The sequence below is a fragment of the Luteimonas dalianensis genome (assembly GCF_049339425.1).
In the GTDB taxonomy this organism is placed as follows: Bacteria; Pseudomonadota; Gammaproteobacteria; order Xanthomonadales; family Xanthomonadaceae; genus Luteimonas; species Luteimonas dalianensis.
This window is the reverse complement of record NZ_JBMPPO010000003.1, coordinates 287,580-304,621: the sequence shown is the minus strand read 5'-3', so window position 1 is coordinate 304,621 and position 17,042 is coordinate 287,580. Positions and strand designations below refer to the sequence as shown.

At 70.0% G+C, this 17,042-nt stretch carries 23 protein-coding genes and 2 pseudogenes; 13 read left to right on the top strand and 12 right to left on the bottom strand.

Features of this window, described 5'->3' with window-relative positions:
- Positions 1-111: 111 nt before the first annotated feature.
- The 6 genes from ACOZ90_RS05960 to ACOZ90_RS05935 all read right to left on the bottom strand — a co-directional run bounded on the left by ACOZ90_RS05960 (position 112) and on the right by ACOZ90_RS05935 (position 4,942).
- Positions 112-1,533: an RNA polymerase factor sigma-54 gene (locus ACOZ90_RS05960; protein ID WP_422892726.1), complete on the bottom strand. Its 1,422-nt coding sequence runs from the start codon at positions 1,531-1,533 to the stop codon at positions 112-114.
- 69 nt (positions 1,534-1,602) lie between these two features.
- On the bottom strand, positions 1,603-2,322 hold the full coding sequence (lptB, locus tag ACOZ90_RS05955) for an LPS export ABC transporter ATP-binding protein (protein ID WP_422892725.1): 720 nt from the start codon (positions 2,320-2,322) through the stop codon (positions 1,603-1,605).
- Positions 2,322-2,840, bottom strand: coding sequence for a lipopolysaccharide transport periplasmic protein LptA (lptA, locus tag ACOZ90_RS05950; protein ID WP_422892724.1), 519 nt, complete (start codon positions 2,838-2,840; stop codon positions 2,322-2,324). Before lptA ends, lptB begins: the two co-directional genes overlap by 1 nt.
- Positions 2,821-3,381 carry an LPS export ABC transporter periplasmic protein LptC gene (gene lptC / locus ACOZ90_RS05945; RefSeq protein WP_422892723.1) on the bottom strand — a complete coding sequence of 187 codons (561 nt, stop codon included), beginning with the start codon at positions 3,379-3,381 and terminating at the stop codon, positions 2,821-2,823. Before lptC ends, lptA begins: the two co-directional genes overlap by 20 nt.
- Positions 3,378-3,932, bottom strand: coding sequence for a KdsC family phosphatase (locus ACOZ90_RS05940; protein ID WP_422892722.1), 555 nt, complete (start codon positions 3,930-3,932; stop codon positions 3,378-3,380). Before ACOZ90_RS05940 ends, lptC begins: the two co-directional genes overlap by 4 nt.
- The gene (locus ACOZ90_RS05935) at positions 3,932-4,942 is read right to left on the bottom strand and encodes a KpsF/GutQ family sugar-phosphate isomerase (protein WP_422892721.1); all 1,011 of its coding nucleotides are present in this window, start codon (positions 4,940-4,942) and stop codon (positions 3,932-3,934) included. The genes ACOZ90_RS05940 and ACOZ90_RS05935 overlap by 1 nt, the downstream gene beginning before the upstream one ends.
- Before the next feature lie 129 nt (positions 4,943-5,071).
- Between ACOZ90_RS05935 and ACOZ90_RS05930 the strand changes: the two genes are divergently transcribed.
- The 7 genes from ACOZ90_RS05930 to ACOZ90_RS05900 all read left to right on the top strand — a co-directional run bounded on the left by ACOZ90_RS05930 (position 5,072) and on the right by ACOZ90_RS05900 (position 8,705).
- A complete protein-coding gene (locus ACOZ90_RS05930; RefSeq protein WP_422892720.1) occupies positions 5,072-5,308 on the top strand; it encodes a BolA family protein in 237 nt (78 codons plus the stop codon).
- A gap of 11 nt (positions 5,309-5,319) precedes the next feature.
- Positions 5,320-6,576: a UDP-N-acetylglucosamine 1-carboxyvinyltransferase gene (gene murA / locus ACOZ90_RS05925; protein WP_422892719.1), complete on the top strand. Its 1,257-nt coding sequence runs from the start codon at positions 5,320-5,322 to the stop codon at positions 6,574-6,576.
- On the top strand, positions 6,576-6,818 hold the full coding sequence (locus ACOZ90_RS05920; protein ID WP_422892718.1) for a hypothetical protein: 243 nt from the start codon (positions 6,576-6,578) through the stop codon (positions 6,816-6,818). The genes murA and ACOZ90_RS05920 overlap by 1 nt, the downstream gene beginning before the upstream one ends.
- Positions 6,819-6,837: 19 nt before the next feature.
- Positions 6,838-7,239 (top strand): MAPEG family protein, encoded by a 402-nt coding sequence (locus ACOZ90_RS05915; protein ID WP_422892717.1) that lies wholly within the window; start codon positions 6,838-6,840, stop codon positions 7,237-7,239.
- A gap of 19 nt (positions 7,240-7,258) precedes the next feature.
- Entirely contained in the window at positions 7,259-7,606 is a 348-nt protein-coding gene (locus ACOZ90_RS05910) for a YnfA family protein (RefSeq protein ID WP_422892716.1), read from the top strand.
- 268 nt (positions 7,607-7,874) lie between these two features.
- Positions 7,875-8,243 (top strand): hypothetical protein, encoded by a 369-nt coding sequence (locus tag ACOZ90_RS05905; RefSeq protein ID WP_422892715.1) that lies wholly within the window; start codon positions 7,875-7,877, stop codon positions 8,241-8,243.
- Positions 8,244-8,279: 36 nt separating this feature from the next.
- Positions 8,280-8,705: an MAPEG family protein gene (locus ACOZ90_RS05900; RefSeq protein WP_422892714.1), complete on the top strand. Its 426-nt coding sequence runs from the start codon at positions 8,280-8,282 to the stop codon at positions 8,703-8,705.
- A 17-nt stretch (positions 8,706-8,722) separates the two neighbouring features.
- Here the strand turns inward: ACOZ90_RS05900 and ACOZ90_RS05895 are convergent, their stop codons facing one another.
- The 3 genes and pseudogenes from ACOZ90_RS05895 to ACOZ90_RS05885 form a co-directional block, all read right to left on the bottom strand.
- Positions 8,723-9,358, bottom strand: coding sequence for a cation transporting ATPase C-terminal domain-containing protein (locus ACOZ90_RS05895; protein WP_422892713.1), 636 nt, complete (start codon positions 9,356-9,358; stop codon positions 8,723-8,725).
- Between the two features lie 346 nt (positions 9,359-9,704).
- Positions 9,705-9,929 (bottom strand): annotated as a pseudogene (locus tag ACOZ90_RS05890) (hypothetical protein); the annotation flags it as partial.
- 145 nt (positions 9,930-10,074) lie between these two features.
- Positions 10,075-10,125 (bottom strand): annotated as a pseudogene (locus ACOZ90_RS05885) (hypothetical protein); the annotation flags it as partial.
- Positions 10,126-10,398: 273 nt separating this feature from the next.
- Here ACOZ90_RS05885 and ACOZ90_RS05880 point away from each other — a divergent pair.
- From ACOZ90_RS05880 to ACOZ90_RS05855, 6 genes are all read left to right on the top strand, one after another.
- Entirely contained in the window at positions 10,399-12,081 is a 1,683-nt protein-coding gene (locus ACOZ90_RS05880) for a serine hydrolase domain-containing protein (RefSeq protein WP_422892712.1), read from the top strand.
- A 143-nt stretch (positions 12,082-12,224) separates the two neighbouring features.
- The gene (locus ACOZ90_RS05875) at positions 12,225-12,539 is read left to right on the top strand and encodes a PDZ domain-containing protein (RefSeq protein WP_422892711.1); all 315 of its coding nucleotides are present in this window, start codon (positions 12,225-12,227) and stop codon (positions 12,537-12,539) included.
- 28 nt (positions 12,540-12,567) lie between these two features.
- On the top strand, positions 12,568-12,924 hold the full coding sequence (locus ACOZ90_RS05870) for a hypothetical protein (protein WP_422892710.1): 357 nt from the start codon (positions 12,568-12,570) through the stop codon (positions 12,922-12,924).
- Between the two features lie 28 nt (positions 12,925-12,952).
- Positions 12,953-13,426, top strand: a complete 474-nt coding sequence (locus ACOZ90_RS05865; RefSeq protein WP_422892709.1) for a hypothetical protein — start codon at positions 12,953-12,955, stop codon at positions 13,424-13,426.
- A 142-nt stretch (positions 13,427-13,568) separates the two neighbouring features.
- Positions 13,569-14,087, top strand: coding sequence for a nucleotidyltransferase family protein (locus ACOZ90_RS05860; protein ID WP_422892708.1), 519 nt, complete (start codon positions 13,569-13,571; stop codon positions 14,085-14,087).
- Complete coding sequence (locus tag ACOZ90_RS05855; protein ID WP_422892707.1) at positions 14,071-14,265, top strand: hypothetical protein; 195 nt, start codon at positions 14,071-14,073, stop codon at positions 14,263-14,265. Before ACOZ90_RS05860 ends, ACOZ90_RS05855 begins: the two co-directional genes overlap by 17 nt.
- 26 nt (positions 14,266-14,291) lie before the next feature.
- Here the strand turns inward: ACOZ90_RS05855 and ACOZ90_RS05850 are convergent, their stop codons facing one another.
- The 3 genes from ACOZ90_RS05850 to ACOZ90_RS05840 form a co-directional block, all read right to left on the bottom strand.
- Positions 14,292-14,741, bottom strand: a complete 450-nt coding sequence (locus ACOZ90_RS05850; protein WP_422892706.1) for a barstar family protein — start codon at positions 14,739-14,741, stop codon at positions 14,292-14,294.
- Positions 14,738-15,184, bottom strand: a complete 447-nt coding sequence (locus ACOZ90_RS05845; RefSeq protein WP_422892705.1) for a guanyl-specific ribonuclease — start codon at positions 15,182-15,184, stop codon at positions 14,738-14,740. Before ACOZ90_RS05845 ends, ACOZ90_RS05850 begins: the two co-directional genes overlap by 4 nt.
- A 79-nt stretch (positions 15,185-15,263) precedes the next feature.
- Positions 15,264-17,021 (bottom strand): sialidase family protein, encoded by a 1,758-nt coding sequence (locus tag ACOZ90_RS05840; RefSeq protein ID WP_422892704.1) that lies wholly within the window; start codon positions 17,019-17,021, stop codon positions 15,264-15,266.
- Between the last annotated feature and the right edge of the window lie 21 nt (positions 17,022-17,042).

Sequence of the window (17,042 nt, the reverse complement as noted above, 5' to 3'; positions counted from 1 at the left end):
CCTCATTCTTCGTCGGATGTTTTTCACGTCGCGCCCGGACAGATTAACCGAACGCGGGGGGCGGGCAAGCCGCCGCCCATGCATCCTTTGACCACCAGCGAGGCCCGCAGTTCAGCCCAGCCGCACCCGCTCGTGGGAGGAGGGGATGTTGAGCGCTTCGCGGTACTTGCTGACCGTGCGCCGGGCCACCATCACGCCCGCGGCCTTGAGCGCCTCGGTCAGGCGCGCGTCCGAAAGCGGCTTGCCGGGATTCTCGGCTTCCACCAGGCGCAGGATCATCTGCTGGATGGCGGTGCTGGAGGCCTGGCCGCCGGTGTCGGTGCTGACCCCGGAGGCAAAGAAGTCGCGCAGCGGCAGGGTGCCGCGGGGCGTGTGCACGTACTTGCGCGAGACCGCGCGCGAGACCGTGGATTCGTGCATGCCGATCTCGGCCGCCACCTCGCGCAGGGTCAGCGGCCGCAGCGCCTGCGGGCCGAACTCCAGGAACCCCGACTGCTGGCGCACCAGGCAGTTAACCACCTTGAGCAGGGTCTCGCCCCGCTGCTGCAGGTTGCGCAGCAGCCAGCGCGCCTCCTGCAGGCGCCCGCGCAGGTAGCCGGCGTCGGCGGCGCTGGCGTGCTGGATCATCGCCTCGTAGCCGCGGTGGATGCCCAGCCGGCCCAGCGGGCCTTCCACCAGGCTCACCTTCCACACGCCTTCATGGCGGGAGATCACGCAGTCGGGCGCCACGTAGGTGTCGTGGGGGAGTTCGCCGATCCGCGAGCCCGGGTGCGGGTCGAGCGAGCGCAGCAGGGCCAGCGCCTCGTCCGCGTCCTCGCGCGGGCAGCCCAGCGCCTCGGCCAGCCGGTCGCCGCCCAGCCGCGGCAGGCTCCCGATCAGATCCACCACCATGCGCTCGGCCAGGGCCCGGCCGGGCGTGTCGTCGTCCAGCACCTCCAGCTGCAGCAGCAGGCACTCGGACAGGTCGCGCGCGCCAACCCCCAGCGGATCCATGTGCTGGATCCGGTGCAGCACGGCGAGGATCTCCTCGTGGCTGCACACCAGTTCCGGCGCCAGGGTGGCCGCGATTTCGTCGAACGGTGTGCGCAGGTAGCCGTCGTCCTCGATGGCGTCGATCAGCGCCTCGCCGATCACCCGGTCGCGCGGGGACAGCTGGGTCAGGTTCAGCTGCCAGGCCAGATGTTCGCGCAGGCTCTCCGAGCCGCTCATGCGCTCGGTGGCGTCCCAGTCCCCGTCGTCGCCGTCGGTGCCCACGCGGGCGCCGGACTGCCAGCTCTGGGCGATGTCCCAGTCGCCGTCGGAGCCCACGTGGCTGTCGGCCGGCGGTACCTCGACGGGGGTTGCATCGGGGGTTTCGGCGGCGGCCGCCAGCGGCGCCTGCTCGTCCCATTCAAGCAGCGGATTGGTCTCCACCGCCTCGGCGATCTCGGCGTCCAGCTCCAGCGACGACAGCTGCAACAGGTGCAGCGCCTGCTTGAGCTGCGGCGTCAGCACCAGTTGTTGGCCCAGCGATGTCTGCAGGCGTTGCTTCATCTTTCCCCATGATGCAACGTCCGGGCATGCACGGCCCGGACACCCCTTCATTTTACGCGCGGCCGACGGCTACAGGCGGAACGCCTCGCCCAGGTAAACCCTGCGTACGTCGGGATCCGCGAGCAGTGCATCCGGCGCCCCCTGCGCCAGCACGCTTCCTTCGTTGAGGATATACGCCCGGTCGCAAATGCCAAGCGTCTCGCGCACGTTGTGATCGGTGATGAGCACGCCGATGCCGCGATTCTTCAGGTGGCGGATGATGCGCTGGATCTCGCCGACCGAAATCGGATCCACGCCGGCGAAGGGCTCGTCGAGCAGGATCAGGCGCGGCCTGGCGGCCAGGGCGCGGGCGATCTCCACCCGGCGCCGCTCGCCGCCCGACAGGCTGGCGCCGTGCTGGCCGGCCACGTGGGTCACCTGCAGCTCGTCCATCAGGCTTTCCAGCTCGGCTTCCAGGCCCTTGCGATCCAGATCCTCGCGCAGCTCCAGCACCAGGCGCAGGTTGTCGGCCACCGACAGCTTGCGGAACACCGACGGCTCCTGCGGCAGGTAGCCAACGCCCAGGCGCGCGCGCCGGTACATCGGCTCGCCGGTGATGTCGCGCCCGTCCAGCACGATGCGCCCGGCATCGGCGGGCACCAGGCCGACGATCATGTAGAAGCAGGTGGTCTTGCCGGCGCCGTTGGGGCCCAGCAGGCCGACCACTTCACCGGCCTCCAGGGTCAGCCCGAAGTCGCTGACGACCTCGCGCGACCGGTAGCGCTTGCGCAGTCCCTCGGCGGCCAGCATCAGTCGCCGCCGTTTTCGCGCTGGGCGCGCGGCTGGATCCGCATCCGCACGCGGCCGGCGCCTTCGCCGCCGGCCTCCACACGCTCGGTCTGCATGTTGTAGACGATGCGCTGGCTGGCCATGTTGCCCTGCGGCTGCTCCACGTGGGCGTCGCCGGTGATCACCATGGTCTCGTTGGCGATGTTGTAGTCGATGCTGGCGCCGCGGGCGGTCATCGGCGCGCCGTCGTCCAGTTCCTGGCGCATGGTGGCCGGCGAGCCGGTCAGCACCACGCGCTGGACGTCGCCGCCGCGCAGGGTGACTTCCGCGCGCTCGGACTCCACGTGCAGCGTGCCCTGGGTGATGACCACGCCGCCGGAGAGCACCATCGGGCCGCTCTCGTCCAGCGAACCCGCCTGGTGGCCGGCATCGATGTCCATCGGCTGGTTGCGGTCGGAGCGGCGCGCGTCGGCGGGGCCGGCGGCGAGCACGGCGGCCAGGGCGAGCGTGAGCAGGGCGCTAGCGGCGCGAAGGGACATAGCGGCTCTTGACCTCGGAATGGAATTCATAGCGTTTACTGACAAGGTCGACCTCCATGCCGCGGCCCTGGATTGTAGAGCCGGGCTGTTCGATGGTCACCAGCTCGGCGCTGTTGGCTGTGCGGGTGTCCGGGAAAATGTTCAGCTGTTCGGTGTCCAGGGTCACCGGCTGGCCGGTGTTGTTGGTGCCCTCGGCGCGGACATCGTCGTGCAGGCGCATCTCGTCGTGCTCGGCGGTCACCAGCGCGGTTTGCGAGCGCACTTCCCAGTACTCGCCATTGCCGTCGGGCAGCAGGAACAGCGGGGTGTCGATCTGGATGGTGCGCTCCTGCGGGTGCTGTTCAAGCAGCGGTGCGCGCAGGGTGAAGGCCTCGGTGCCCTCGCCGCTGAGCGCGGTCAGCTCGAAGTCGTGCAGGATGTAGTCCGAACGCACCTGGCCGTCCGCCTCCAGCACCGGCGTGGCGCGCTGGTTCCAGGCCGACCAGCCGGTGACCAGCGCCGCCAGCAGCAGGACGGCTCCAAGGCCGATGCGCCAGTTCATGCGCCGCGCCCGTCGACGGTGGCCTCAAGCAGGCCCTCCACCAGACCCTGGGCGCCCAGCAGCAGGTCGCACAGCTCGCGCGCCGCGCCTTCGCCGCCGCGGGTCACGGTGATCCAGTGGGCGTCGCGGGCAGTCCACTGGTGGGCGTCGCCCGGCGCCACCGCCAGCCCCACCGCCCGCATCACCCGCAGATCCGGCAGGTCGTCGCCCATGAAGGCCGCCTCGTCCATGGCGATGCCCATCTGCGCGCACAGCTCCTCCACCAGCGCCAGCTTGTCGGCCACCGCGCAGTGGGCCTCGATCTCCAGCTCCTTCGCCCGCCGCTCGACCGCCGCGCTGGCGCGCGCGGTGACCAGCGCCACCCGGATCCCGGCCTTGCGCAGCAGCGCAAGGCCCATGCCGTCGTGGACGTGGAAGGCCTTGGTCTCGCCGCCCTGGGCGTCGAAATGGATGCGCCCGTCGGTGAGCGTGCCGTCCACGTCGAAGCAGGCCAGCCGGATGCGGGCGGCGCGGGACAGCACGGCGGCATCGCTGGTCGGGGTCGTGTTCATCACACCACCCTTGCGCGCAGCAGGTCGTGGATGTTGAGCGCGCCCACCACCCGGTTGCCCGCGTCCACCACCAGCAGGCCGTTGATCTTGCGGGTTTCCATCAGCCGGGCGGCCTCCACGGCCAGTGCGTCGCTGCCGATGGTCACCGGCGAAGGCGTCATCACGTCGGCGATCCTCGTCGTGCGCACGTCCACCGACTCGTCGGCCAGGGTGCGGCGCAGGTCGCCGTCGGTGAACAGCCCCAGCAGGCGGCCTTCGGCATCCACCACCGAGGTCAGGCCCAGGCGCTTGCGGCTGATCTCCAGCAGGGTCTCGGCCAGGGTCGCGTCATCGCGCACCCGCGGCACCTCGTCGCCGCCGTGCATGACGTCGCGGATGTGCAGCAGCAGGCGCCGGCCCAGCGCCCCGGCCGGGTGCGAGCGGGCGAAGTCGTCCGCGGTGAAGCCGCGCGCGTTGAGCAGCGCCACCGCCAGCGCGTCGCCCACCGCCAGGCTGGCGGTGGTGCTGGAGGTCGGGGCCAGGCTCAGCGGGCAGGCCTCGGCCGGCACGCTCACGTCCAGGTGCACGTCGGCCTCACGGGCCAGCGAGGACTCCGGGCGGCCGGTCATGGCGACCAGCACGTTGCCCTGGCGGCGCAGGCCTGGGAGCAGCATCAGGATCTCGTCGGATTCGCCCGAATACGACAGCGCCAGCACCACGTCCGCATCGGTGATCATGCCCAGGTCGCCGTGGCCGGCCTCGCCCGGATGCACGAAGAACGCCGGGGTGCCGGTGGACGCCAGGGTGGCCGCGATCTTGCGCGCGATGTGCCCCGACTTGCCCATGCCGGTGCACACCACCCGGCCCTTGCAGGCCAGGATCCGCTCGCAGGCCTGGCTGAACGCGCCGTCCAGGCGGTCGTGCACGGCCTGCAGGGCATCCATCTCGATACGGATCACGCGGCGCCCGCTTTCGGCGAAACCGGAAGGCGAGGGCGTGTCCATGGGCGGCTGCGTTGCGGGGTCGGGCATGTCCAAGCGGGGCGGTTTCCGTTAGGCTAACTGGTTCATTTTACGCATGTCCCGCCCCCGATATCCGTGCCCGCGCGCTGCCGCGGGCCGATCGCTCAGGCGGGCTTCACAAGCCGGAGCAGGCGCACGTTGGACGCAAACATCATCCGTGAACTGATCGAACAGGGCATTCCGGGTGCCCGGGTGGAAGTGGAGGGCGCCGACGGCGTCCATTTCGAGGCGCTGGTGGTGTCCGAGGCCTTCCGCGGCAAGCTGCCGCTGGCCCGCCACCGCATGGTCTACGCCACCCTGGGTGAACGCATGGACACCGGCGAGATCCACGCCCTGGCCCTGCGCACCCTCACCCCCGACCAGGTGGAAGGCTGACCCGTCCGCGCATGAAGAAAATCCGAATCACCGGCGGCCAGCCGCTCAACGGCGAAGTCGCCATCTCCGGGGCCAAGAACGCCGTCCTGCCGATCCTGTGCGCCGCCCTGCTGGCCGACGGCCCGGTGGAAATCGCCAACGTCCCCAACCTGCAGGACGTGCTGACCACCGCGCGCCTGCTGCGCGAACTGGGCGCGGGCGTGGAGCACGACGTCGCCAATTCGCGCTTCCTGATCGACCCGTGCCCGGCCACCGGCCACGTCGCCCCGTACGAACTGGTGCGCACCATGCGCGCCTCGGTGCTGGTGCTCGGCCCGCTGCTGGCCCGCCACGGCGCCGCCGAGGTCTCGCTGCCCGGCGGCTGCGCCATCGGCTCGCGCCCGGTCGACCTGCACATCCACGCCATGCAGGCGCTGGGCGCGCAGGTGGAGGTGGAGCACGGCTACATCCGCGCCCGCGCCGAGCGGCTCAAGGGCGGGCCCATCCGCTTCCCCATGGTCAGCGTGGGCGCCACCGAGAACGCGCTGATGGCCGCCAGCCTGGCGGTGGGCACCACAGTGATCGACAACGCCGCGCGCGAGCCGGAGATCGTCGACCTGGCCGACTGCCTGATCGCCCTGGGCGCCGACATCGAAGGCGCCGGCACCGGTCGCATCGTGGTGCGCGGCGTCGAGCGCCTGGCCGGCGGCAGCCACGCCGTGCTGCCTGACCGGATCGAAGCCGGCACCTTCCTGGTCGCCGCCGCCATGACCGGTGGCCATGTCACCGCCACCGGCACCCGCGCCAAGACCATGACCGCGGTGCTCGAAAAACTCGCCGAAGCCGGCGCCGAGCCCGCCGTGGACGGCGACCGCATCACCATCGACATGCGCGGCCGCCGCCCGCAGGCGGTCAACATCGTCACCGAGCCGCACCCCGGCTTCCCCACCGACATGCAGGCGCAGTTCATGGCCATGAACTGCATCGCCGACGGCATCGGCACCATCGACGAGCGGATCTTCGAAAACCGCTTCATGCACGTCAACGAACTGATGCGCCTGGGCGCCGACATCCAGATCGAAGGCACCCGCGCCACCGTCACCGGCGTGCCCGCCCTGAGCGGCGCCCCGGTGATGGCCACCGACCTGCGCGCCTCCGCCTCCCTCATCCTCGCCGGCCTGGTGGCCGAAGGCGAAACCCTCATCGACCGCGTCTACCACCTGGATCGCGGCTACGAGAACATCGAGGCCAAGCTCTCCGGCCTGGGCGCCAAAATCGCCCGCGCCTGATGAAATGGTATTGGCGCCTGCTGCTGAGCATTGGCATCGCGATGTCCGGCGGAGTCATGGCGGCGCTGGGGCTGGTCATCCTGGATCTGTACCTCGCCGGCCATGGCCATGTGCCGCTGGGCCGGTGGTACCTCGGGCCGTCCCGGCTGATGAGCATCAGCGACATCGTCTTCCTGGCGGCGGCGGTCCTGTGCGGCCTGTTCGCATGGTTTGTGCTGCGCGGGGTCGGCAAGGCAGACTGACGCGGGCCGGCAGGCAATCATGCAAGGGACCGTTATGGACTACGTGGATCTGGTCGCGCTTCTGGCGGTGGCGCAGCTGTTGTTCTTCAGCGTGCTGGTGGGGCGCGCGCGCGGGCAGTACGGGGTGAAGGCGCCGGCGGTGGCCGGACACGAGATGTTCGAGCGGGCCTGGCGCGTGCAGATGAACACGCTGGAGCTGATGGTGGCGTTCCTGCCGGTGCTGTACGTGGCGGCGAAGTACTGGCCGCCGCCGTGGGTGGCGGGGACGGGGGCCGTGTACCTGGTGGGCCGCATGATCTACTGGCGCAGCTATACCGCGGCGCCGGCCAGCCGGGGGCTGGGGTTCGCGCTGTCGATGCTGCCGGTGATGGCGCTGCTCATCGGCGCGCTTGCAGGGGTCATCCGCGGACTGACGGGGTAAGGGGTTTCCCTCCAAGGCCATGCCAACCGACATCCTTGCAGGCTTCAGGCTCGTCGGCCTGTTCGCGCTCACCGCGGTGGCGGAGATCGTGGGCTGCTACCTGCCGTACCTGTGGCTCAAGCAGGGCAAGTCGGCCTGGCTGCTGGTTCCGGCCGCGGCCAGCCTGGCGCTGTTCGTCTGGCTGCTCACGTTGCACCCGCATGCGGCCGGACGGGTGTATGCGGCCTACGGCGGGGTGTACGTGTCGGTGGCGATCGTGTGGCTGTGGGCGGTGGATGCGGTTCGGCCCACGGCCACCGACGTTGCCGGCGTGGCCATCTGCATCGTGGGCATGCTGGTGATCATGCTTGGCGCCAGGCATGCCTGACGGAGGCACAGCCAACTGGGCCTGCCCTGCGGGGTCGGCGTGCCCGCAGGGCAGGCCCAGTTGGCTGGCTGCCTGAAGAACGCTGCTGGCGCGGCTGTGCTGGTTGATGTATCACCTCGCGTGGAGGACTCTGCTGTGCAAGTGAAGCTTTCCCGGGCCGGTTCCCCGATGCGCAACAAGGGCTTTGTTCCCCGTGACAGCGGCGGGAATGTGGCCACCCGCGAGGGTGGTGGCTGACATGCAGCCGCGCGGGAAGGGATGGTTGACCATGCGCAGGGCCCGGTGGGTGGTGGTTCTCGCAGGCGTCCTGATTCCCTACGTGGCGCGGTTGCCGGGCGGAATCGATTGGCTTCGGCAGTACACCGAAACCGGGCTTGCGGGCACGGCTTTGCTGGGTGCGTTCAACGCCATCGTCTGGGGCGCGATCCTGTTCGCCAGCAATTTCTATCGGCGGCCCGCGTCGCTGCTGTGGCCGGCGCTCTTCGGCTTCGGGTTCCTGGCGTACGCGCATGGCGGGTTGGATCTGTACGCGGATGCCCAGGCAGGGGTCGCGATTGTGTTCATCCCGATCTATGCGCTGGCGCCGACGCTGGCGGGGGCGATCATCGGGTACGTGGTGGACCGGGCCGGCAGGTGAACCCGGACCATTTTCTTCTTCCAGAAAGGGCATTTCATGACTCCAACGCAGCATCTTGTGGCCGCCTGTGCGGTGATGGTGGTTCTGACGTTCGTGGTCGCGCTGCGCATGCTCCGCGTGCGGGTGAGCGAGATGATGGGCAGGCGGATCCATCCGCAGGCGCTGGCGCTGTCGGGGCAGCGGGCGAAGCGGCTGGAGGATTCGCGGGCGGCGGACAATTACAACAACCTGTTCGAGGCGCCGGTGCTGTTCTACCTGCTGTGCGCGGTGGCCATCGGCACCGGCCACGTGCCGGCCTGGCTGCCGGCGCTGGCGTGGCTGTTCGTGCTCACGCGCATCGCGCACAGCGTCATCCAGTGCAGCTACAACAAGGTCATGCACCGGTTCGCGGTGTTCCTGGGGGGGGTGTTCCTGCTGGTGGCGATGTGGGTGATGTACGCGGTGTCCTTCCTGGCGACATAGGCGGCCCGGGCAGCCGCTCAGCGGGCGCCGGCGGTGGCCAGGCGCCGCCGCCCGGCCCGCTGGGTCAGCGGCTTGCACAGCTCCAGCACCAGCAGCAGGGCCACGCCCAGGCCCAGCGCGAACAGCATGTCGGCCGTGGTGATGGAGCCGAAGCGCAGGAGCCGCTGGGCCTGCGGCACGAACAGGATCAGCGCGGTGACGGCCGCCACCGCGAGCACCACGTAGCGCAGCGCCGGGTTGGGGCGGCTGAAGGCGTCCACCAGCGAGGTGGTGAAGGACCGGTTGACGAGCACCAGCGCCACGATCTGGGCGATCAGGGCGAAGAACACCAGCGCGCGGACTTCCACTTCCGGCATACCGGCGTGGGTGTTGTAGAGGAAAACGGCGGCCAGCATCGCGAAGGCGACGGCGCCCTGGAACAGGCTCCAGGCAATCATCGGCAGCGAGAACAGGCGCTCGGCCGGGTTGCGTGGCGGCCGGTCCATGACGTCGTCCTCGGCGCGCTCGGCCTCGAACACCAGCGCGCAGATCGGGTCGATCACCAGTTCCAGCAGCACGATGTGGATCGGGCCCAGCAGCATGGGCATGCCCAGCAGCAGCGGCAGCAGCGCCAGCCCGGCGATCGGCACGTGCACGGCGAAGATGAAGCCCATCGCCTTGCGCAGGTTGTCGTAAATCCGCCGGCCAAGACGCAGCGAGCGCCACCGCTTCTCCGTCTTCCCAGGCGTTCGACATCGCCAGCAGTTCCGGGCGCAGGCCCCAGGTGTGCAGCGGCAGGTCCGTCGGGTTCTGTTCGCCGGCGATCGACTGGTGGGCCGCGCGCAGGGCGATGTCCATCGGATCGGTTGCCTGCACCGCGCTGGCCAGCGCAGAGGTGCGCACCAGCGCCCGCCCGGCGTCGGAGAGCCGCGGGTCGTTGCCGATTGCGCAGGCGCCTTCGCCCGGCAGCCAGATTTCCTCCAGCGCCATGCGGTTTTCGGTGAGGGTGCCGGTCTTGTCGCTGCACAGCACGGTGGCCGAGCCCAGGGTCTCGATGGCGGCCGCGCGCCGGGTCAGCACGCCGGCCTTGCCCAGGCGCCAGGCGCCCATGGCCAGGAACACCGACAGCACCACCGGGAACTCCTCCGGGAGCAGCGACATGCTCACGGCGATGCCGGCCAGCAGCGCGTCCAGCCATTCGCCGTGCTGCAGTCCGTACAGCACCACCACGGCGGTTGCGACCAGGCTGCCACCGGCCGCGGACCAGGCGACGATGCGGCGGGTCTCGCGGCGCAGGCGCGGCCTCGGTGCGGTCGCCCAGCAGCAGGTAGATCAGGCCGCCGGCCAGCAGCAGCGCCAGCATCGGCTCGCGCGCGGCTTCCAGGATGATCCGCAGGATCGAGCGCCTGCCGGCGCTGGGCAGCTCGTTGGCGCCTTCCACCCGCAGCCGTTCGGCCGCCCATGTTAAGGGGGACCAGATAACAGAACGGGGTCAGGTTCAGTTAACTGGAAACAACTTCGCCATCACGTATCAATAACTGAACCTGACCCCGCCCGTGGTTCGACGTTCCGCGAACTCGAGTATCCCTCGCGTCGGGGGCGTAGCCGGACCTGCGCGGGGAAGCGGCCGGTGATGGTGAAGACCTGCAAGCGCACGTGCGCGCTCCTGCCAACAGGGTGACAATCGGGTTTTGGCGGGTGAAGGGGCTGCTTGATGCGTACTGCGCTGGTTTCGATGCTGTTGGTATTTGCCTGGGTTCTTCCGGTGCCGTCGGCCGCGGCTGCGGTCGTTTCTTCCGACCGCGGCCTGGCGGGCTACGCGGCCAGGTTGCTTGAGGGCGTTTACCCGGATGCCAACGCTCCCGGGGCGGCGGTGCTGGTGGCGCGCGGGGACGAGGTGGTGTTCCGTGATGCGCGCGGCATGGCGAACGTGGAGCTGGGCGTGCCGCTGTCGGCGGATCATGTGTTCCGGCTGGCCTCGGTCACCAAGCAGCTTGCCGCCGCCGGGGTGCTGAAGCTGGCGGAAGAGGGCAGGCTCTCGCTCGACGATCCGCTGTCGAAGTTCCTGCCCGACTACCCGGGCGGCGATGCGGTCAGCGTGCGCATGCTGCTGGACCATACCTCGGGCATCCGCAGCTACACCAGCATCCCCGGGGTCATGGAGGGTCCGATCCGGCGGGATCTCGACACCGCGGCGCTGATCGATATCTTCAAGGACGAGAAGCCGGACTTCGCCCCCGGCGAGCAGTGGCGCTACAACAATTCCGGCTACGTGCTGGTCGGCGCGGTGATCGAGGAGGCCAGCGGCCAGCCGTGGTACGAATACCTGGAGCAGGCCCTGTTCGAGCCGCTGGGCATGGCCGATACCGGCTACGGAGACCAGTCGCAGGCGCTGATCCCCGGCCACGTCACCGGCTACACCCGCGGAGGCGATGGTGCGGTGCGGGCGCGCTTCCTCAGCATGACCCAGCCGCATGCGGCGGGGGCGCTGGTGTCCACGGTCGACGACATGCTGCGCTGGAACCGCGGGCTGCACGAGGGTGGGCTGCTGCAGCCCGCCAGCCACGCGGCGATGGTGGAGCTGGCGGGCAAGGCCGGGGAGTCCGGCTACGGGTTCGGCATCGTCGTCGGCGAGCTGCGGGGGCAGGCGCTGTACGAGCACGGCGGCGGCATCTTCGGGTTTTCGACCCACCTGCTGTACCTGCCCGACAGCGGGTTGACGGTGGTGGTGCTTCAGAACACCGACGCCGGCACCGCCGGCTCACGTCCGGGCGAGACCGCGCGCAGGCTGGCGGCGTACGCGCTGGGCGAGCCGTACCCGGAGGAGGTCGCGGCCGACGTGCCGCCCGAAAGCCTGCGCAGCGCCCAGGGCGTCTACCGGATCGACGAGGAGGCGGTGCGGGTGCTGCGGGTGGTCGACGGCAAGCTCACCTCCAAGCGTACGGGCGGGCCGGCGTTCGACCTGGTGCCGATCGCGGAGGACGATTACCTGTACAAGGACAGCTTCACGCGCATGAGGATCGAGCGCGACGGCGCCGGCAACGCGGCGGCGATGCTGTTCCAGTCCGAGGGCGACGGGGAATGGGAGCGGGTGGCGCGCAGCGACGAGCCGATGCCGGCCGCGCGTGCGCGCATCGACCTGCCGCAGGCGGCGCGCGAACAGATCGTCGGCGATTACGTCGGGCCCGGCGGGATGAGCATGCGGGTGTTCCTGGAGGACGAGCGCATCATGATCCAGCTCACCGGCCAGCCGGCCGTCGAGGTCTTCGCCGAGTCGCCGCGGGTGTTCTATCCCACCGTGGTCGAGGCCACGCTGGAGTTCGGGCCGGAGGAGGGCCGGGCCAGGACGCTCATACTCAGGCAGGGCGGCGCCATGATCCCTTTCGCCCGCGAATGAACGGCACCGGTCATGTGCCCGGCTGTTATTGCTGTGCGGTGATGCGGCCGGAACGGTATCCGGTTGCTGGAGGCGGCGGGTAAACCGTACTACCGTTGCAGGCTTGGGGAAGGGAGGCTCTCATGTATTTGAAGGGATTGTTGGTGGCCGCTGGATTGCTGGCCGCCGGTTCAGCCCACGCCGGTACCGGGTGCGAGCTGCGGATCAAGCCGGAAACCAGCGGGTTCTTCCTGAATCCGACGCTGGAAAAGGTCACCGTGGTGGAGGCCACGGCTGTCGATGTGGACAGACCGTGTCCGTTCCTGGCCGGCGACGAGCTGCTGCAGATCAACGAGCAGGTGGTTCCGGGCCGCAGGGCCAGGGAGGTGATGAAGTACTGGGAGTCGCTGTCCAAGGGCATGAGGCTCGACTTCAGCATCAGGCGCGATGGCGAGGTCATGCAGCTTGTCATCAATTGAGGGTCGGCTTGCATCGCATGGAGGCAGCATGGACAGCAGGGATCATCTGGAGGTTCTGCAGCAGGTTTTCGACGGGTCGATACCCGCGCGGGTCGATGAGCGTTCCGGCCTGCCGCTGGCCGCCGTCGGCGATCTGGTGACGGGTGGGCACCTGGCGGCGGCCCAGGTTTCGAAAGGGCCGGATCCTGCCTGGCTCAACCTGACGGTGACGGCGCGGGGCCGGCAGCATCTGCGGCACTTGCGCAGCCTGCATCCGCCGCGGTCGGTCGACGAAGGATTCAAGCGGATGGTTCCGCTCTGGCTGCGGGTGGCCCTGGGCTTCCTGATCGTGGTGGGTGCGATGTTTGGCCATGAAATCAGGGAGCGGCTGGGGGTTTTCCAGTGAACAAGCCTGTTGATGTGGAGGGTTGAGGATGGAAACCATCCTGCTGGCCGCGCTGGTCGGAGGGCTTGCGGCGGGGCTGCTGGTCGCGGGCCTGGGGTTCCTGCTTCCGCGCAGGCAGTGTCCGTGCTGCAATGAAACCCTGCCGCGGTTCCGCAAGCCCGCCAGCGCGAGGCAGGCCGCCTTCGGCGGCTGGGACTGCCCGAACTGCGGTGCCGGGGTGTCGGCCAGAGGCGGATTGCTCGCCGACCAGCAATCGGATGGCCCGGCCGCGCCGCCTCCCGCTGCGCGGGTGCGATCCTTCGGCGGCGGCCCGATCCTGCTTGGAAAGCTGGCCGCGGCGGCCGGCGTGGCCGCGCTGCTGGTGGCCATGTTCGGGCCGGAAGGAACGGTGAGGCAGGTCGCGGGGTTCGCCGGCCTGGCGCTGGTTGCACTGGCTATGGCGGCCTACTGGTTCGGAAGGTTCATCGTCGCCGCGAACCGGCCACCGCGCGAGGATGACTAGCAGGCGCGGCCGGCTCTTTCTGGTGGTTCCCGGCAGGAATCACATGAATGCCGCGAACTCGCCTGAGTTCCACGCGTCGGCCATCGCATTGGTGGAGCGAATCGCGTCAAGCCGCGTATCAGCGCGCTAATATCCCTGTGAAATGGCTAGTCTGCTTGACCAGATCAAGGAATCGCTCTCGCTGTTCGCCGGGCTCCGGAGTACCCCGGCGCTGATCGGCGGTCTGGCGCTGGCTGCCCACAACGTGGTGCGCGCCACTCGTGATGTCGATTTCCTGGTCGATGCGGACGATGCGGAGGATCTGCACCGTCTGCTTCTGGGACTGGGCTATCAATGTATCCACCGCAGCGGCGACGCGGCCAATTACCTGCGCGGTGAGGAAGGCCTCGACCTGCTCTACGCGCATCGACCGATCGCACGGCGCCTCCTGGCCGAGGCTGATGAGCGCTCTACGCCGATGGGCCGGCTTCGGGTGGTCGGCGCGGAAGGGCTGGTTGCGTTCAAGTTGCAGGCGTACGTGAACGATCCGGCGAGAGTGCGAGACCTCGACGATATCCGTGCACTCCTTCGTGCCAATCGCGGAAGCATCGACATGGATGAAGTGCGGGGATACTTCAAGCTGTTCGACCGGGAGGATCTGTTCGATGAACTCACCGCGTAAGCCGGCAGAGCCTGATATTCGCCAGGCCGTGCTGGTCGCGGATGGTGGCGTACAGCGCCTGCCGGTGCCGGAAGATCCGATCCGTGCCTGGATGGAGCTGATGGAAGTCGTCGAGGCGTTGCGGCCACCCGGCCGGCCGAGGGAGGCTCGCCCGACGGTCGGGCGGTTCCTGATCTAGGGCGGCTTCACCCCGGTCGGGCCACTTTACGGTTGCCTAGGGGAGCTTCCTTGCGGGGGGTCGGGCTGTTCCGTCGTGATGACCGCCCAGAACGGGATGCCCGCGCTGGCGTGGGCGCGGGCGGCGTCGTCGAGGGTTTCGACCAGGGTGGCGAAGTCGCGCGGCGCGGCCTTGCCGATGGCGGCGGGGTGGTCGAGCAGCAGCATGTAGCCCGGTGCCGGGAGCCAGGAGAGGTCGCCCAGGCTGTCGGCGAGCGCGTCCCAGTTGCGGCCGAAGGTGGGCGGGAATTCCAGCGCGGCGGCGAAGGCGTCCAGCAGGCCGTGCTTGTCGCTGGCCGCTTCAAGTTCAATGCTCACGATCATGAAGCCCAGCGTGGCAGCGGCCTCCATCATCACCGCGCGCTCGCCGGCGTCCACCAGGCAGGTGCCGGCGCGGGCGGGGTTGGCGATCAGGGTGGCTGGTTCGATGTCGGTCATCGGCGGCCGTCCCGTTCGAACTGGCGGAAGCTGCTGTAGTGGTCGTCGGTGTAGTACCACTCGCTGGGCGGGTCGCCGCCGGTGACGATGCGGCGCGCGCCGCGGTGGCTCAGGCCGGGGGTGTCGACGGTGAACTCGCGGTAGTGGCCGCGCGGGCGCTGCGGCAGCAGGCGCTCGCGGTTCTGGAACGTGGTGCCGTCCTGGCGGTACGGATAGGGCCCGCCGCGGTCGATCAGGGTGAGGGTGGCGTGGGCTTCGGCGGGCAGGAAATCCAGCGCCGGGTCGGCCCGGGTGCGGGTTTCGCCGGCCTGCTCGACGGCCGGGCCGGCCACGGGTGCGGTTGCCTGCTCGCGCTGGAGCAGCTGCCAGGCGCCCAGCAGCACCAGGCCTGCGATCAGCCAGACCCAGGTGCGCGGTGGATGCTTGCGCGTGCGTCGGTTCATGGCGCGATCATAGCGGCACCGCGCCGCGGGGATGGAAACGGCGGCGCCGGCCCCGCCGGGCGGGCACCGCCGGGGGCCGTCAGTCGACGATGACCTCGTCGTAGCGGTTCATGCCCGAGCCGCCGTCCGAGCCGGCGTCGAACACGTGGCCGTAGACCACCGTACCGTCCGCGCGCCGCACTTCGCTGCCGCGCACCCACTGCGCGTCGACCTCGCCGTGGAGCAGCCGTTCCGGCGCCCAGCCGCCGTCGGCGGTGCCGGCCACGTGGTAGACGTCGCCAGTGGACTCTTCGATGAACAGCACGTGCGCGGCGCCGCCGACCACCGCGACGTCCGCGCCGGTCTGGTCGGCATCGATCGCGGACTGCACGACGCGCCGCGCGCTCACCCTCGCCGGTTCGCCGAAGCGGCCGTCGCCGTCGGCGCGCCGCGACCACAGTTCACCGTTGGCCAGGCGGTAGACCACCACCAGCGAGCGGCTGTCGGGGAGGTAGGCCAGCGGCAGGATCGAGCCGACGGCATGGTCGACGCCGGCCAGCAGGCCGGTCGCGAGCTGGTGCGCTTCGCCAAGCTGCCCGTCGGCGGCCACGGTGCGGTGCCAGGCGGTGCCGTCGACGGTGTAGGCCAGGTGCACCCGGTCGTCGTGGCCGGTGGCCAGCATCGGGCCGGAGATCACCTGCGCGCCGGGGTGGTCGATCAGCTGCGCGGTGCCCCAGGCGCCGGCGGCGGAGCGGATGTTGAGCTCCAGCTTCGCGTCCTGCCCGTACACCGCCACCAGGCTGCCGTCGCTGCGTGCGGCCAGGGCGGCGACCTGGGTGGGCGGTTCCACCGGCGAGGCCAGGCGCTCGTCGCGCACGGCCCAGGTGTCGGGCGCGCCGGTGTGGTCGGAGGTGTGGAAGGCGTGGTGCCAGACGTCGTCGGAGGTCTGGTGCAGCATGTGCACGGTGCCTTCGTGCAGCGCACTGGAGAAGCCTTCCAGGTCGTCGGTGAGCGGACGGTTGGCCGGGTCGACCTCGCGCCAGGTGCGGCCGCCGTCGCTGGACTTGATCATCATCAGCACGTTGTAGGTTTCCGACGGCTCGATCATGAAATAGAGATCGCCGTTGGAGGCCTGCCAGGGGCCGATGGGGCCGGGGGTCTCGATGAAGGTGCCGCCGATGTGTCCGGGCGGAACCTGCAGGGTCACGGTGGCCAGGCTGGCGGGGATGCCCAGGCAGCCCTTTTCCCCGACCATGCGGAATTCGAAGCGGCCGCCGTCGGCGTGCTGCACCGCGCCGTCGGCGAAGGCGCGGATCACCAGCGCCCACTCCCACTCGCCGTGCACGCCGCTGCCGCGCCAGGCGGGCGCCAGGGTGTCCAGGCCCACGCCGGCGCCGCCGCCGAACGGCAGCTGCGAGCCGCCCAGCAGGTCGCCGATCACCGCGCCGTTGCCGTAGGCCGGGGTGGAGACGGTGCTCACCGGCGGGGTCTCGTTGAAGGGGTAGGGGAAGTCGCCGGCCTCCACGTCCTCCCACTCGCCGCCGTTGCGGCGGTACTGCAGCTCGAAATAACGGGCGCCGGTGTCCTGCGGCCCGGCCTCGACTTCGAAGCGGATGCGGAACGGCCGGTCGGCCTGGATTACGGCTGCGGCGCCTTCCTCTGCGGCCCAGCCGGCGTCGGCGTCCAGCGGCGCGTGCAGGTCCGAGCGGATGCGGAAGGAGGTCTGGGCGCAGGCCGTACCGGCGGTGGCTTCGGCTGGGGCCGGGTTCGCGGCGGCTGCGGGCGCGGAAGGCGCCAGCGCTGCGAGGGCGGTGAGCAGGGCGGCGGAGAGCGGCAGGCGCAGGGCGTTGAGGGTCATCGGGAATGGCCGGGTCGGATC